At 61.7% G+C, this 14,054-nt stretch carries 9 protein-coding genes; 4 read left to right on the forward strand and 5 right to left on the reverse strand.

All coding sequences use genetic code 11. The features are described from left to right. Nucleotides 1-10: 10 nt before the first annotated feature. Nucleotides 11-1,795: an asparagine synthase (glutamine-hydrolyzing) gene (gene asnB / locus AC0L3X_RS15195; protein WP_231144453.1), complete on the reverse strand. Its 1,785-nt coding sequence runs from the start codon at nucleotides 1,793-1,795 to the stop codon at nucleotides 11-13. A gap of 509 nt (nucleotides 1,796-2,304) precedes the next feature. Between asnB and AC0L3X_RS15200 the strand changes: the two genes are divergently transcribed. Both AC0L3X_RS15200 and AC0L3X_RS15205 read left to right on the forward strand, forming a co-directional pair. After that, nucleotides 2,305-3,282 carry a hypothetical protein gene (locus AC0L3X_RS15200; protein ID WP_231144454.1) on the forward strand — a complete coding sequence of 326 codons (978 nt, stop codon included), beginning with the start codon at nucleotides 2,305-2,307 and terminating at the stop codon, nucleotides 3,280-3,282. A 47-nt stretch (nucleotides 3,283-3,329) separates the two neighbouring features. Continuing rightward, entirely contained in the window at nucleotides 3,330-4,715 is a 1,386-nt protein-coding gene (locus tag AC0L3X_RS15205; protein WP_166351439.1) for an MBOAT family O-acyltransferase, read from the forward strand. A gap of 97 nt (nucleotides 4,716-4,812) precedes the next feature. Here AC0L3X_RS15205 and AC0L3X_RS15210 read toward each other — a convergent pair whose 3' ends face one another. The 4 genes from AC0L3X_RS15210 to AC0L3X_RS15225 form a co-directional block, all read right to left on the reverse strand. Next, on the reverse strand, nucleotides 4,813-6,582 hold the full coding sequence (locus AC0L3X_RS15210) for a carbamoyltransferase family protein (RefSeq protein ID WP_231144456.1): 1,770 nt from the start codon (nucleotides 6,580-6,582) through the stop codon (nucleotides 4,813-4,815). 159 nt (nucleotides 6,583-6,741) lie between these two features. Next, nucleotides 6,742-8,937 carry a glycoside hydrolase family 55 protein gene (locus AC0L3X_RS15215; RefSeq protein WP_231144457.1) on the reverse strand — a complete coding sequence of 732 codons (2,196 nt, stop codon included), beginning with the start codon at nucleotides 8,935-8,937 and terminating at the stop codon, nucleotides 6,742-6,744. A 45-nt stretch (nucleotides 8,938-8,982) separates the two neighbouring features. Then, nucleotides 8,983-9,897, reverse strand: coding sequence for a glycosyltransferase family 2 protein (locus AC0L3X_RS15220; RefSeq protein ID WP_085402769.1), 915 nt, complete (start codon nucleotides 9,895-9,897; stop codon nucleotides 8,983-8,985). Nucleotides 9,898-9,947: 50 nt separating this feature from the next. Further along, nucleotides 9,948-10,877, reverse strand: a complete 930-nt coding sequence (locus AC0L3X_RS15225; protein WP_231144458.1) for a peptidylprolyl isomerase — start codon at nucleotides 10,875-10,877, stop codon at nucleotides 9,948-9,950. A gap of 546 nt (nucleotides 10,878-11,423) precedes the next feature. Between AC0L3X_RS15225 and AC0L3X_RS15230 the strand changes: the two genes are divergently transcribed. Both AC0L3X_RS15230 and AC0L3X_RS15235 read left to right on the forward strand, forming a co-directional pair. Then, entirely contained in the window at nucleotides 11,424-12,926 is a 1,503-nt protein-coding gene (locus AC0L3X_RS15230; protein WP_231144459.1) for a substrate-binding domain-containing protein, read from the forward strand. 219 nt (nucleotides 12,927-13,145) lie between these two features. Continuing rightward, the gene (locus AC0L3X_RS15235; protein WP_283018557.1) at nucleotides 13,146-13,991 is read left to right on the forward strand and encodes a hypothetical protein; all 846 of its coding nucleotides are present in this window, start codon (nucleotides 13,146-13,148) and stop codon (nucleotides 13,989-13,991) included. Nucleotides 13,992-14,054: the final 63 nt, after the last annotated feature.

A 14,054-nucleotide genomic window follows, 5' to 3' on the forward strand; every position in this document is an offset into this window, starting at 1 on the left:
TGGTGTCTCCTCAGGCTGCGGCAAAATGTCGATACAGCGTCATCGCCCAGTCTCGATGCCGCGTGACGCCGCTGCTCGCGCCCGGATTGAGCCACTGATGGATCGGCACCGCAAAGCCGGTCTTGGGCCGGTTCAGCACGCCTTCCGGCAATTCGGGCGCGACGCGCCTGACGATGGTGCGCTTTTCGCTGTTCGCATCGAAATCCGGAAGTTCCACGAAGTGTTGCAGCAGTTGCAGATCGACCAGGGGCACGCGGATTTCGAGCGAATGCGCCATACCCGCCCAGTCGGCGTCGCGCAGCAACTGGTTGCGCATGTACCACTGCATCTCGAGAGCGGAGACCGCCAGCCGGTCGCTCTCCAGGCCCTCGGTACTGGCATCGAGGCGGTTCATAGTCGCGAGCTCCTCCAGGCCATCTCTGGCCATGGCCGGGTCCATCAGCTGCGCGAGCTCCCACGGCATGTGGAGTGCTCGCCGCAACAGATATGCCCCCGACAGGCTGTGGCCGTATTCGGCGAGTCCCGCATATTTGGGCGACGGCAGTGCCGAGGCGAAAGGTTGGGCCAGATGCCGCAGCAGCAGCCCGGTTCGCGCGCCGACCGGTGCGCGCCGCATCAGGCTCACCAGGCGCGGTACCTGCCGGAAGCTCGGGTAAGAGCCGAACAGCTCGTCGCCGCCGAGCCCCGAGATTGCAACCTTCAGGCCTTGCGCGGCCGCAGCCTTGGAGACGAACCAGACGTTGATGCCGTCGATCGAGGGTTGATCCATCGCGTCGATCAGGTGCTGCCGGTCGCACTCGAAGTCGCGGGCTGAAATCCGATGCAGCGCATGCTTTGCGTGGAGCAGGCCGGCGACCTCGTCGGCCAGTCCGGCCTCGTCGTTGGGGCCGTCGGCATACTCGTTGAAGCCCAGGGTCAGCGTGCGCAACTCGCCGGCACTCGCCGCACAGGCCGCGAGCATGGTTGAATCCAATCCCGCCGAAAGGAAGACGCCAACAGGCACGTCCGCCACCATGTGCGCGGCGACGCTGTCCCTGACCGCTGCGGCGATCTGATCAAGTGCGTCGTCGGTGCGGGCGCCGGAGGCCGTGGGCAGGCGACCCAACGCATCCACGATGCTTGCAAACCGGACCGGCCGTCCGGCGCCCGCGGCGCTGAAGCGCTGCCAGTGCCCAGGCGGCAGCGCGCGGATGCCGCGGTACAGGGTGTATGGCTCGGGTACCGACCCCCACAGCAGGAAGCCGGCGTGGCCCGCCGGTTCGGGCCTCCGGTCCACCGGGGCTTGCAGCAACGGCTTGACCTGGGACGCGAAGCGAATGGTGGCGCCGTCGTCGGCCACGTACAGAGGCTTGATGCCGAACGGGTCCCGGGCCAGCAGCAACTCGCGCCGACGCGCGTCCCAGATTGCGAAGGCATACATGCCGCGAAGGTCGGAGAACATCTCTTCGCCACGCTGGGCGTAGAGCTTGAGCAACACTTCGGTGTCCGATTGAGTTCGCGTCGCGACGCCGTCGTGGTGCAACCGGGCGCGCAACTGCTGGTGATTGTAGATCTCGCCGTTGAAGCAGATCCAATTGCCGGTTTCGGGGTCAAGCATGGGCTGCGCGCCGCCCTCGCTCAGGTCGATGATGGCCAGGCGGCGATGTCCGAAGCCGACGCGCCCGTCGGCGGCCATCCACAGGCCGGCGGCATCCGGACCGCGCGCGAGCATCGCGTCACGCACGCGCAGCAGCTCGGCTTTGTCGATGGGGGGCGCCTCGGCACGGTATGCGAAGGCGCCAGCAATTCCACACATGGTTCAGCTTTCGGTCAGCGAGGGACGTTGTCATGCACGATGATAATTGTGCGACGGTGCGTTACGGCGCCCTGAATCGTCCTCCCTGCGCAGGCCCTCGCGCGATGTGACGGGGAAGCCCGGACCAGCGGCCGGTTTATCTACTCAATGTTACCGTCTTCGGCAATGCGCTGCATGTATCGAGTGCTGCGACCTCGATATCGTCAAACTGTAATGTTCGTTTGATAGGACCTCGGCTGAACATAACAGAATGATAACAGGGCTGCATGTTCTCCGCTTCCGAACGCACCACGCCGGCGCACGCGCGCTTGCAGTTCGGGCACGGCGAACGGCCCGTCACCACCGACGGCACCCGATCGTCCCAATGCTCTGTCCCGTGAGTTCCGTCGGATATGTACAAGCCTCGCCGGCGCCAACTCTCTGACCGGATTTCACTGAGCTCAGAGATATCGGAACGAGCTACAGCCACGGTCCGCTCGCCTCTGCCATCTCCGGAGGCCGCATCGGCCGTGAATGCAGAAGAGCCGGCCGCGATCGCCGCTCCGTGGTTCAAATCCGTCGTCGTCTTCGGGCTGTTGTTCGGCGCGGTGTGGCTCTCGCTGTACACCGCCTACGCCATGCTGCCTTTTATCAGGCCGGGCTCGGTCGTCATTGCGTACGCAAAATTGGATACGCTTGTGAAGGGCCGGATGTTCGGTCCGCAGGACCGCAATCGGGTGATGGTCTTCGGCAACAGCAAGCTTCTCTCGGCGTTGCGTCCATCCGACCTGGATGCGGCCGTCGGATCCGGCTTCCGATCGTATAACCTTGGCCTGCCCGGCGAAGTTCGCTTTCTACCGATTCTGGAAGCCGCGTTGGAAGCCGGCAACGTTCCCACGCACGTGCTGTTGACGATCCCTTGGGACGACAAGGGCGCATCCGATAATTTTGCTGATATCCTGCGCAACGATAATTTGTTGGCAAGCACGCTGTTTCCTTTTCGTAATTTGCCCCGTGAAGCAGCGCTGTTCGCTTTTCAGAATCTGGATCGACTGTCCGACGCGCGCCGCGATGTGGAGATCCAGCGCGCTGCAATGCTCCGCGACCGGGGCTGGTACTTCATCAAGTCGCAGAGCCATTACCCGGGCGATCGCCTTCCGGATGACTACACCCTGCCGACCGATCATCCCGCACGTATTGAGCTACGGATGATCCCTGAAAAGTCTCACTCTCGTAATCACCTCGAACGGCTGGCGAGCCAGTATGGCTTCCAGATCATGATTGTTCCGGGCTTCTTCCGCGCTGGCGAGGCTGCTCCGCTGCCAGCCGCTGACGACGCCAGGTCGATGATGATCTCGGATCGGCCCCTCATTCGGGTGTTTGGGCCGGACTATTTCATGTATCCGCCAGCGCTCTTTGCCGATCCGCAGCACATGAATCCGGCCGGGGCGCGCGCCTACACGGCCGATCTGGCCAAATTGCTGAAGGCCACCGGAGCATTCGACTGATGCTCTTCAACTCTTTCGAATTTCTGGCGTTCTTCGTAACGTTCCTGGTGGTGTTCTTCTCGTTGCCGGGGCGAACCCAGCCGCTGGTGCTGCTGATCGCCAGCTACATATTCTACATGAGCTGGCGCCCTTCCTTTGGACTCCTGCTCGGATTGACGACGATCGTGGATTACACGACCGCACTCATGATGGCGCGGGCTCGGACCGATGGCGGACGCAAGGCGGCGCTGATCATCGCGCTGTCGATCAACCTGGGCGTACTCGGAACGGTCAAATATCTGGACTTCCTGATTTCGAACGTGCTCGGCGTGGTCGGGCTGTTCGGGTATGTGGTGCCGGATTATGCCCTCGGCCTGGTGCTCCCTTTGGGCATTTCGTTCTACACGTTTCAGTCGGTCGGCTATACGCTCGACGTGTACAATCGCCGGGTTGCCGCTGAGCGCGACTTTATCACCTATGCCCAATATGTGAGCTTCTTTCCGCAGCTGATCGCCGGTCCGATCGAGCGTGCGGCACACATGCTGCCGCAGTTCCGGATCACGCATCGGCTTTCCTACCAAAATGTCACAGCGGGCCTGTTGCTCGTCGGCTATGGCCTGTTCAAGAAGATGTGCATCGCCGACGTGGTCGCGTCGGTGGTGAACGGGATCTACGCCAATCCGGCGCAGTATTCCGGCAGTTATCAACTGCTCGCGGCGGTGCTCTTCGCCCTCCAGATCTATTGCGATTTTTCGGGGTACTCGGACATTGCGCGTGGCGTGGCACGCATCATGGGCTTCGATCTCATGATCAATTTCGGGCAACCTTATTTCGCCACCAGCCTGAACGAGTTCTGGCGCCGTTGGCATATCTCCCTGTCGACCTGGTTCCGCGATTATCTGTTCATTCCGCTCGGGGGAAGCCGCGGCAGCGAAGGCTCCACCGCGCGCAATCTCATCATCGTATTCGCGGTCAGTGGTATCTGGCACGGTGCAGCGTGGAACTTCGTCGCTTGGGGCACGCTGCATGGGGTCTGCCTGGTTGTCGAACGAGCCTTTATCAGGCTTGCGAAACCGGAAGCATGGCTCGGCGAGCCGGCTCGTCTGCTGCTCGGCTGGGCCTGGATGCTAGCCGTCGTGCTCGTGGGATGGGTCTTCTTCCGGTCGACGAGCGTCGCCAATGCGATCGTCGCCCTGCGGAGCCTGGGCGACTTCGGTCCCATCTCCTATTTCACCCTGAAGATGCTGGATCTCGCGAGCGGCGAACTGGTGATGCTCGCCGTCTCGCTCGCACTGCTGTTCGTGATCGACTTCCACCTGTCGTTTCGGCCGCAGCGCCTTCGTGAACTGTGGGAGGTGCGCTGGCTGCCAACGGCTGCCGGTGTCGCGCTGGCTTATTACATCGTGCTGTTCGGCATTTTTGGACATGCCGAATTCATCTACTTCCAGTTCTGACCGCGGCCGACGCACGGCCGCGAAGGTTGGGCGTGAAGATCCTGATCCGAAGAACGAAAGGGGGGGCGCAACCGCCCCAATTCACGGCGTCAGCGGCCTACGCGTCCGACAACAGCTTGGCATGCTCGCCTTTCACAACCAGGTACCTGCCAAGGCAGATGGCGTCGAGACCGGTGCGAAGGAAGCAGCTCATGGCCTGTTCGGGTGTGTCGACGATCGGTTCGTTCTCATTGAAGCTGGTATTGAGCACGATCGGTATCCCGGACAGTTCGCCGAAGCTGTGGATCAAGTCGTAGTAGAGTGGATTGGTGTCCCGCGCGATGCTTTGCAGCCGTCCGGTGCCGTCGACATGGGTGATGGCGGGAAGTCTTTCCCGCCATTCCGGGCGAAGCTTGACGACATGCATCATGAAGGGACTGAACACATCCTGTTCAAAATAGGTCGATACCGCCGGCTGCAAGATGGTCGGAGCAAAGGGACGGAAGCCCTCCCTTCGCTTGATCTTGGCGTTGATCACATCCTTCATGTTGGCGCGGGTCGGGTCGGCGAGAATGGAGCGATTGCCAAGAGCGCGCGGGCCCCATTCGGATCGCCCCTGGTACCAGCCAACCACCAGCCCGGCGTGCAACAGGGATGCGACCGCCTTCGGAACGTTGCCGGGCGATAGTTCGCGCATGGGAGTTTTGGCCGATTCTGCTGCGCGCCGCATCGTCTCATCCGAGTGAGCCGGCCCCCAATAGGAATGCGTCATATGGAATCGTTCTCGTCCGCCCGCGACATTGTGCCATGTCCACAGGCCTGCACCGAGACACAGACCGTCATCCGATGAGGCCGGCTGCATATATGCCTGCTGGAAGGGCGTGTCGCGCAACAGGCGTGCGTTCATGACGCCGTTGAGTGCGCAACCTCCGGCATAAACGACCTGTTTGCTCGGGACCAGATCGTGCAGCTTGTTGAAGCAATGCACCGCCACTTCCTCGAAGCGGACCTGACAGGAGCGGGCGATGTCCTTGTCCCGTTGCGTCAGCTCCTCGCCGCGCTGGCGCGGTGAACCGAATTTCTCGATCCATTTGTCGGTGAACAAGCGCAACATTTCCACGTGATTTCGCTCGTCCATCTTTCCGCTTTCGCCGCCGCGGTGCATGCCAAAGAAGCCCTCGGCGAGCTTGAACCAGCCATCGGGCCGCGTTTGGACGAGTTCTCGCATCGTGTCCGCAAAGCTGTCGACGCCGTATGGCGCGAGACCCATGACCTTGTACTCTTCGCCATATTCGGCGAAGCCGATGAACTGACAGCATGCCGTGTAGAAGAAGCCCAGGCTGTTCGGCAGGTTGACGCGGTCGAGCACGTCGATCCGTGTCCCCTCGCAGCGCGCCGCCATCGCGCTGGTAAAATCGCCGCTGCCGTCATAGGAGAAACCGGCCGTCAGCCCATCGAACGGCGAGCAGTAGTACGAGCTCGCAATGTGGGACAGATGATGCTCCACGTTGACGACTTTGGCCTTGACCATGTCCGGGGCCTGCCCGGACGCCTCGGCGACCTGCTCGCTGATGCTCAGCTCGTCCTTGGCCCGCCGGATATGCTCAAGCGCCGCTTTGCCGCCCGAAAGCGGATTGCGCAATACATACGAGACCTGGGCCGCGCGATTCTGCGACGGATCGCGCGCGACCGCGATGAAATCCAGATCCTTCGACGATATGCCGCCCATGGCAAGAACCGATTGGATCGCCTGCAGCGGGAAGGACGGGTCATGCTTGATGCGTTTGCCGAAGCGCTCCTCGGCCGAAGCTGCGACCACCTTGCCATCGATGATGAGCGCCGCGGAGGCATCGGGATGGTTGAGGTTGAGGCCGAGAATTGCGGTCATCGGTACAGTCTTTCAGGTTGTGAAGCGGCTGCCGGAGAGGAATTCCGTTCGGCCACAGCGGGAGATCGCAGCCAGAGCAGAGGTTTAACTAACAACGGAACTTATCATTACCGTGACCGATCGAGAGGGAGCGCGAGGCGGGGGCGTTAGCTCGCAGCGCTATTTCTGGATACGCCGTTCTTCGACGTTCCTTCGGCTGAGCCACCACGCGACGCCGCGATCAATCATCAGACCGACCCGTGATGGCCCCATGGTGTTTCCTTCGACGACCACGTCGCGGACGCCGGGCGAGGTCGCGGCAAAGCCTTTGATTTCGATGTGAGCGTCCTGATCGAGGCGATTGCCTCGAACGATCACCGCCTGCACCATCGGCGGCCGACCCGGAGCCTTTGCGGTCTGGTTCGCCTGGACGAGAATTGAAGCCTCATTGGAGAAAATGCTCCGTTCGGGCCCGGCCCGGTAGACGTTTCCCTCGAGTATGTGATTGTCGAGGATCTGAATCCGCCAGCCGGGTTGGAAACTGTCGTAGGACAGTCCGAAGACGGCAAAACCGCTGGTCCTGTTGGATCGATTGCCGGAGATGACATGTCCCAGCGCCGTCCCGTACGTCTGCGCGGCGACGCCCGTGTCTTCGAAGTCATTATCGATGATCAGATAGTTCTGCTGCGCCTGGGTAATTGTGATCTCCGAATTCGAGTCCAGCGCCACCTCGAGCGGTCGATCGAGCACCACCGACAAGTCGGACGGCTTTTTCTCGAATGCTTTGACCCTGGCGTATTGGCCGGCACCGCGCCCGTTGACCACCATGACGGCGGCGCCGGTCCAGTCCGTGCCGGCCGGATACGGATTGGCTGCATCCAGCAGCGACAACCGATCCGGACCAGTGCTGTTCGCGTGTCCGAAATAGAATCCGCCTGGCCCGTCCGACGTCATGGCTTCCCGATCCCAGCCATAAATGGCCTTGAACGTGTTGCCGCCGACGAAGATGTTCTCGGATGCGCTGACCCATTTTGACAGCGTCGATATTCCGCCGCCAGTTCCCTGGAGGTCGGCGGCAGTCACCGTATTGCCTTCAAATATGACCTGACGCGATCCCACGATCGAGTAGGAGCCATAGCGGCCGTTGGTCAGGATATTGCGGGCCACAATCGCGTTGGTTGCCTTGAAGAGGCGAAGCGAATGTCCGGATCCGAGAATGTCGCAATCGGATACTTCGATCCTGTTTCCGCTCAATCGAATGGTGTCGGGAGATCCATCGGGATAGATCCGGCGGAAGTCGTTCATTTGCTGCAGGGTGGCTTCAGCCTCCATGAGACCCCGGAAGGCCGAACCGCGAATGCGAACATGTCGGATGGCGATATCGGCCGCGTCAGGAATAGGGGCGTCGCCGAACTGAAAGCCCCCCGCGATGATGTGCGGGTGGTTCGATGCGTAGATTGTCAGGTCTTCGACCGAGAACTGCGACCTTCCCTGTATCAGTGCGGCCGGAAGCGTTGCCAGACTAGGCCAGACCAGGTTGACCAGATCGATGCGTTCCCCCTGCAATTTGACGCGAGGTGGAATGGCGATCATGTCCGAGATCAGATAGCGCCCGCGCGGAAAGTACACGGTCCCGCCTCCGGCCTGGCTCGCAGCTTCGATGGCGGCCTTGACGGCGCGAGTACAATCAAACTTGCCGTCGCCGTTAGCGCCATACGCCCGTACATCGAAGGATTGCACCGCGTTCGCCTCGGGAGAGCGCACGACGATGCTGCCCACGTCGACCCATTCGGTGTCGCCGCCGTCTCCGTTGGAGAGGCGCAACCGGTAGCGGCCGGGTGAAACCTGATCAGGGATGCGAAACGCACCGCGCCACAGGTCGCCTTTGGTCAGAACGGCTTTCGTCGGTGCGCTCCCGGCATCGGGCAGCATCAACAATTGTGCACGGCTTGCCTGGCGAACGATATTGCGACCGAACACCTGGAGCCAGCCCGACGGCGAGACCTCGTCGCCGAGGTTTCCCTGCGTCCAATAGATTGTTGGCAGGTTGATGCGGCCGCTGAGAGTGCCTTGGGCATGGGTCAGGCTGAAGCGATAGATCCCGGGTGTGAACTGCTCCGGGATCGTGAATTTAAGGGAGAGGGGATTGGCCTGCAGAATCGGAACGGAGGTTTCCTGTCCGCTCTCGCGGGAGGGGCCGTCGCCAATTCGGTCAACCGTCACAGATGTAATCTTGTCGAGCTCGGCGCCGGTGACGAGCACGGTTTCGTCCGGACCGACAGGATCGTTGAACCAGAACATCGCGGACTGTGCGGTTGCCTCCGCCATCCAAAGCAACTGGAATAGGGCAACCATGGCCGCGACACTACGCGTCATGGACCGTGCCCATTGAAATCATTTTGGCTTTCGAGCGCATGTTGATCAGAGCTCGATGACGAGGCCGGTCAGGCGTCGTAGCTCCGCGCGCATTTCCGCCGGATCTTTCAGATGAGAGATGGCGGCTTCCAGCTCTTCCACCTTTGCGCCGACAAGGAAGCGATACCAGAGACCCTGTAATCCGTGATAGACGAGGCCTTCCTTGCCGTCGAGAAAACCGAGCTGGAAAATCAGGCGAAACAGGAAATAGGCCGGCGCGCTGATTTGATAAGGGATACGGTTGTACAGCCGTTCCTTGATCCAGCGCTTGATGGCTGCCTGGCGCGAGCCTTCCTCCGATATCAGATCGACATCGCGCCCGAACAGGCGGTGACGCTCGTTGATCACATCGATTGCCTCGCGTGTGGCGTATTTGTTGTGCTTGTCGGTGAAGAACGTCAGATCGTTGAGATTGTGATCGGCGAACCCGCCATCGAATGTAACGGTCTGGCCGCCCCACAGAATCATGTGCTCGTCCATCCAGCGGTCTTCGATGCGGCCGTGGCCGCGTCGCCAGATCCGCAGGAGGAGGAGCGGGTAGCGGCCACCATGGCGAATCCAGCGACCAAGGAAGATGTGCTTGCGCTTGAGGTTGATCCCGACGACCTCGTTGCTCAGGCGCGGCAGTTCATCGCGAATTCTGGCGCCGAGATCGGCTTCGATGATTTCGTCGGCATCGAGCCGCATGATCCACGAGGCGGTGATCGGGGCATTCTCGAGCGCCCACTGAAACTGCTTCGCGTAGTTGACGAATCGGTTCTGCAATACGGTTGCGCCTTGAGCGCGCGCCAACTCGACCGTTCGATCGCTTGAGAAGCTGTCGACAACAAAAACCTCGGTTGCAATTTTGGCAACCGAGGCGAGAGCCCGCAAGATGTGGCGCTCTTCGTTGTGCGTCAGGATGATGACGGCAAGGCCCATAGCTTACTCACTGCCGGGATATCGCGGGATTGGCAGGCAGGGCAGGGGCGCTACCTGACTTTGGCGCCTTCCTTGTCCGCTTTATGAATCTGGTCCATGCGCACGATCTTCGCCTCGGCGCGCACTTTATCCACGAGCTCGATCTGCGCTGCAGAGGCGACCATCGCGGCCAGGCGATCACGGATCTTGTCGTAGTCGGCCGGTTTACGTGGACGCGTATCCTCGAGTTTGAGGATATGCCAGCCAACTGCAGTCTTGAACGGCTGCGAAACCTCGCCCTTTTTCAGCTTGATCGCCACGTCGGCGTATTCCTTGCCCATTTCGCCGCGCTGCCGCCAATCGTAGTCGCCGCCCCTCGCTTTGGTGACGGGGTCCTCGGACACTTCGGCGACGACGACTGTGAAGTCCTCGCCCTTGTTGATCCTGTCCATCGCCGCCTTGGCCTTTTGTTCGGCCGCCTTGACCGCGGCATCGTCCGCGGGCGGAGCGATCATGAAGACAAGGTGGCGCAGATGCAGCTCGGGCTCGGTTGTCACCCCATTGAGCACGACCTCCTGATATGCCTTGCGCATTGCCTCCTCGCTCACCGCCTGCTGACCAACGACAGTCAGAAGATGATTGGTGAGGCCCTGATTGCGCGCGAAAATGGCGCGGCGCTGAAGATCGGCCGGGTCTTCTATGTGTCGATCGGTCGCCACCTTCGCGAGCAGCACGGCGTCGGTCACCATCTTCAGAAGGGTTTCGCGCCTCTCGATGGGGTCTTGAACCAGCAGATTTCGGCCGATGACTTCGTCCGCCAGTTCCAGATCGCTCTCATGGATCGGGCTTCCGTTGACGACGGCGACAACGGGATCGGCCGACGGCGATTGGCCAAATGCCGGTGCTCCGGCGCCGAGCATGACGGCCAGCCAGACGGTAGCTAAGCCGGCGCGTGCCGTCATTGCGCGGTAAGGCATGCGGAAACCGGGCAGAGCGTTCATTTCGTGGATCCTTCTTGCTTGCTGGTCTTATCCGCGCAGCACTCACACAATGGCGAACGATATTGTTGTGATACGAGGCATCATGTGCGGCGCGGCCGGATTGCCGGGGTGCCTTTTAACGATGCGACATTAACGGTGATGTGATGTCGACAAGACAGGTCTGTGAAAGCACGCAGGCATTTGCTCACAGCACGTCGTAAAGAGATGATCGTCGAATAGGGCGGGTCGATTGCGCCGCGGATGTTCGCGCTTCAAGCTTCGGGATACGTGCGAGGCGTCCGATCCGACGGCGTCCACATATTTTACGATGCGATTTGATGCGTGGATAACATTTGGTGCGGGCGAGAATTCCATGCTTCTGCTCGTGAAATTATGAGCTTGTCGCCGGATCGGCACGAAGATCGATCTCATTGTAGATGGGATGAGTATCATAATTCACAAAACAACAATCAAAGTCTCACATACCGCCGATAGCGTCCGCCTCGCTCCGGGGCCCGGCTGCTGATCGTAGCAGGCTTGGGGTATCCAAACAGGGAGACTGAGGTTATGCGAAACTTGAAGACTTTACTCTTGGGATCGGTTGCGTTCGCTGCGATGGGCGTTGCTTCCGAATCTGCTCAGGCGCAGTCGGTTGCGTTTGGCGCGGGCGCGACGTTCCCGCAGGTTGTCTATCGGCAGTTGATGGACTGCATCTACACCCAGGCGCAGGGCAGCCCCGGCAAGCCGGGTCCGATGGCCAAGGCTGCGAGCTGCGGTAGCTTCAACACCAGCGGCATCGGCGGCGCGATTCTCTATGCCGGTACCGGTTCGGGCAACGGCAAGACCGTGCTGCGCACCAACGACAAGACCCAGATCGGAACGCCTTCCTCTTCCGCTCCCGCCTACACCAGCAGCAACTTCGGCATCAACAACATCTCCGACTATGATGGCGTGCAGTTCATCGGCAGCGACGACGTCGTCAACGCCGCCGACATGACCGCCTGGAACACGGGCGGCGCCAGCAGCGCGCAGTCGAAGTTCGGCAATCTCATCCAGATTCCGGCGGTCATCGGCGCCGTTGCGTTTGGATTGAACGGCAAGGATGGTGCCGGCGCTACCCTGAACATTCTGCCGGCGACCCCGGCTGGCGGCAGCAGCGGCCTCAACCTGTCGCGTAACGCGTTCTGCGGCATCGCGTCGGGCCACATCACCAAGTGGAACAACGCGATCCTGACCACGCTCAACGGTGGCACGCTCGGCACCGGCAACATCACCTTCGTGCATCGTCAGGACGGCAGCGGCACCACCTTCCTGCTCTCCAACGCGCTGGTTGAGCAGTGCCGTTATGAGTTCGGACCGAACAGCGAGAGCGATGCGACCGTCGTGTCGTACGCTTTCCCCTGGACCGATCGTTCGCAGGCCTGCACCACTCCGCTGCTCGCGCGCGGTGCGAACCAGCTGAACTGGCCGGATCAGTTCCCGACCGACCAGTGCGGCAACGCCGTGACCAGCCCCGGCACGTTCGCCAACGCCTCGGGCAGCGGCGCCCTCGTCACCCTCGTCACCTCGACGAACGGTGCGATCGGCTACGCCTCCCAGGACTTCTGGCTGCCCGTCAAGGCCGGTGGCCTGAAGACCGCCAACCTCCAGTCGCAGTGGGACATCACCGGCGCGACCGGCAAGTTCCAGCCGCCGACCTTCCAGGGTGCGCAGAAGGCGATGGCGACCGCCATCCCGCAGTTCGACAGCGTCAGCCGTGCGAACCCGCTGACCTGGAGCTTGCAGGGTGTCAATCCGAATCCGGTGGTTTCCGGTTCGTATCCGATCTCCGGCTTCTCCTGGTTCGAAATGTATCAGTGCTACCAGACGCACTCGAACAGCAACAACGCGTTCATCTGGTTCAAGACCTTCCTCGACTACGTTTACGGCAGCGGGTCGGCTTTGATCATGAACGACAACGGCTTCGCTCAGGTTCCGGCTGTCTGGCAGGGCGAAATCTACACGCTCCTCAACGACCCGACCAACGGTGTGGGCGGCAGCGGCTGCACCGGCAAGGTCGGCGCTTACTGATCGCTATCAGGTCTCAGCCTGATCGACGATCGACAACACTTTGCACCCGGCTCGCGCCGGGTGCATTTTTTTGAAGCGCGCCCGGCTTTGATCCAACATCGTGCCCCAGTAGATGTGATGGCGGCGGACGATAGGGCGCGCGCGCATTGATGCTGACATGCCCTGCGATCCCGCGGACCGGCCTGGGACATCGGTTCCCTGCTCGCAAATGTCACATGATTGATATTCATGACGGTTATCGCTCGGGTCCGATCAGGGACGGTCAGTGCCATGTCGACGCGCCTATACATTGCTTTGCTCGCTGGCATCCTTGCCGGGGGAAGCGTCCAGGCGTTCGCCGTCAGCGCGCCAGGTTCGATGGATTCTCCGTCCGCCGAGTCGCGCGATGATCTGTTTGCCACGAAGCCGACCGGCCCGGCCCCAGCTCCCGCCGTCGTGCCGGCGCCCGCGATTGTCGAACGGCCGCCGGCGCCTCCGCCGGCACAACGCGCGCTCAGCGACAACCCGCTGTGGGCTATCCCGCTCGGGCGTTTGACAGCCGGCCGCGAGCGGCCGCTGTTTGCGCCCACGCGACGGCCGCCTGCGCCCGCACCGGTTGCCATGCCGGCGCCCGTGCAGGTAGCTCCGCCGCCGCCGGCCGAACCCGAGAGGCCGCAGCTTTCTCTGCTCGGCACCATCGTCGGCAGCGAAAAGATCGGCTTGTTCATTGATTCCGCCAGCAAGTCCGTGGTCCGGCTGAAAGCGGGCGAAAACCACAAAGGATGGACCCTTCGGGCGGTCGAGCGGCGCCAGGTGGAGTTCGCGAGGGGACTCGATATTACCGTGCTGGACATCCCGTCGCCCGACATGAAGGCCGGCGCGGTTCCGGGCGGGCCAGTGCTTGCAGGGCCGCCGCCCGTTCCGGTCGCCATGCCGGTCCCGCCTCCGCGAGGTGGGCCAACCCCGGCTTCCGACGTCCACCCTGGCGCCAGCAAGAACCTGACGATCAACAAGAGTGCGCAGCCGGCAAATTTCAAGCTGCCGCCGGGTCTGCTTAGCCCGTTTGCCAACCAGGGCCAGCGCTAGGGCAGCTCAATCTCATCATGCTTTAGGGCCATTCTGGCCGGGCCGCCGCAGCCCGCATCGACG

The sequence above is a fragment of the Bradyrhizobium sp. MI1.7 genome (assembly GCF_055811795.1).

Excerpts from the sequence above, each read along its gene's own strand:
- asnB (WP_231144453.1), bottom strand. The coding sequence starts at position 1,795 with ATGTGTGGAATTGCTGGCGCCTTCGCATACCGTGCCGAGGCGCCCCCC.
- AC0L3X_RS15225 (WP_231144458.1), bottom strand. The coding sequence starts at position 10,877 with ATGAACGCTCTGCCCGGTTTCCGCATGCCTTACCGCGCAATGACGGCA.
- AC0L3X_RS15230 (WP_231144459.1), top strand. The coding sequence starts at position 11,424 with ATGCGAAACTTGAAGACTTTACTCTTGGGATCGGTTGCGTTCGCTGCG.
- AC0L3X_RS15210 (WP_231144456.1), bottom strand. The coding sequence starts at position 6,582 with ATGACCGCAATTCTCGGCCTCAACCTCAACCATCCCGATGCCTCCGCG.
- AC0L3X_RS15220 (WP_085402769.1), bottom strand. The coding sequence starts at position 9,897 with ATGGGCCTTGCCGTCATCATCCTGACGCACAACGAAGAGCGCCACATC.
- AC0L3X_RS15215 (WP_231144457.1), bottom strand. The coding sequence starts at position 8,937 with ATGACGCGTAGTGTCGCGGCCATGGTTGCCCTATTCCAGTTGCTTTGG.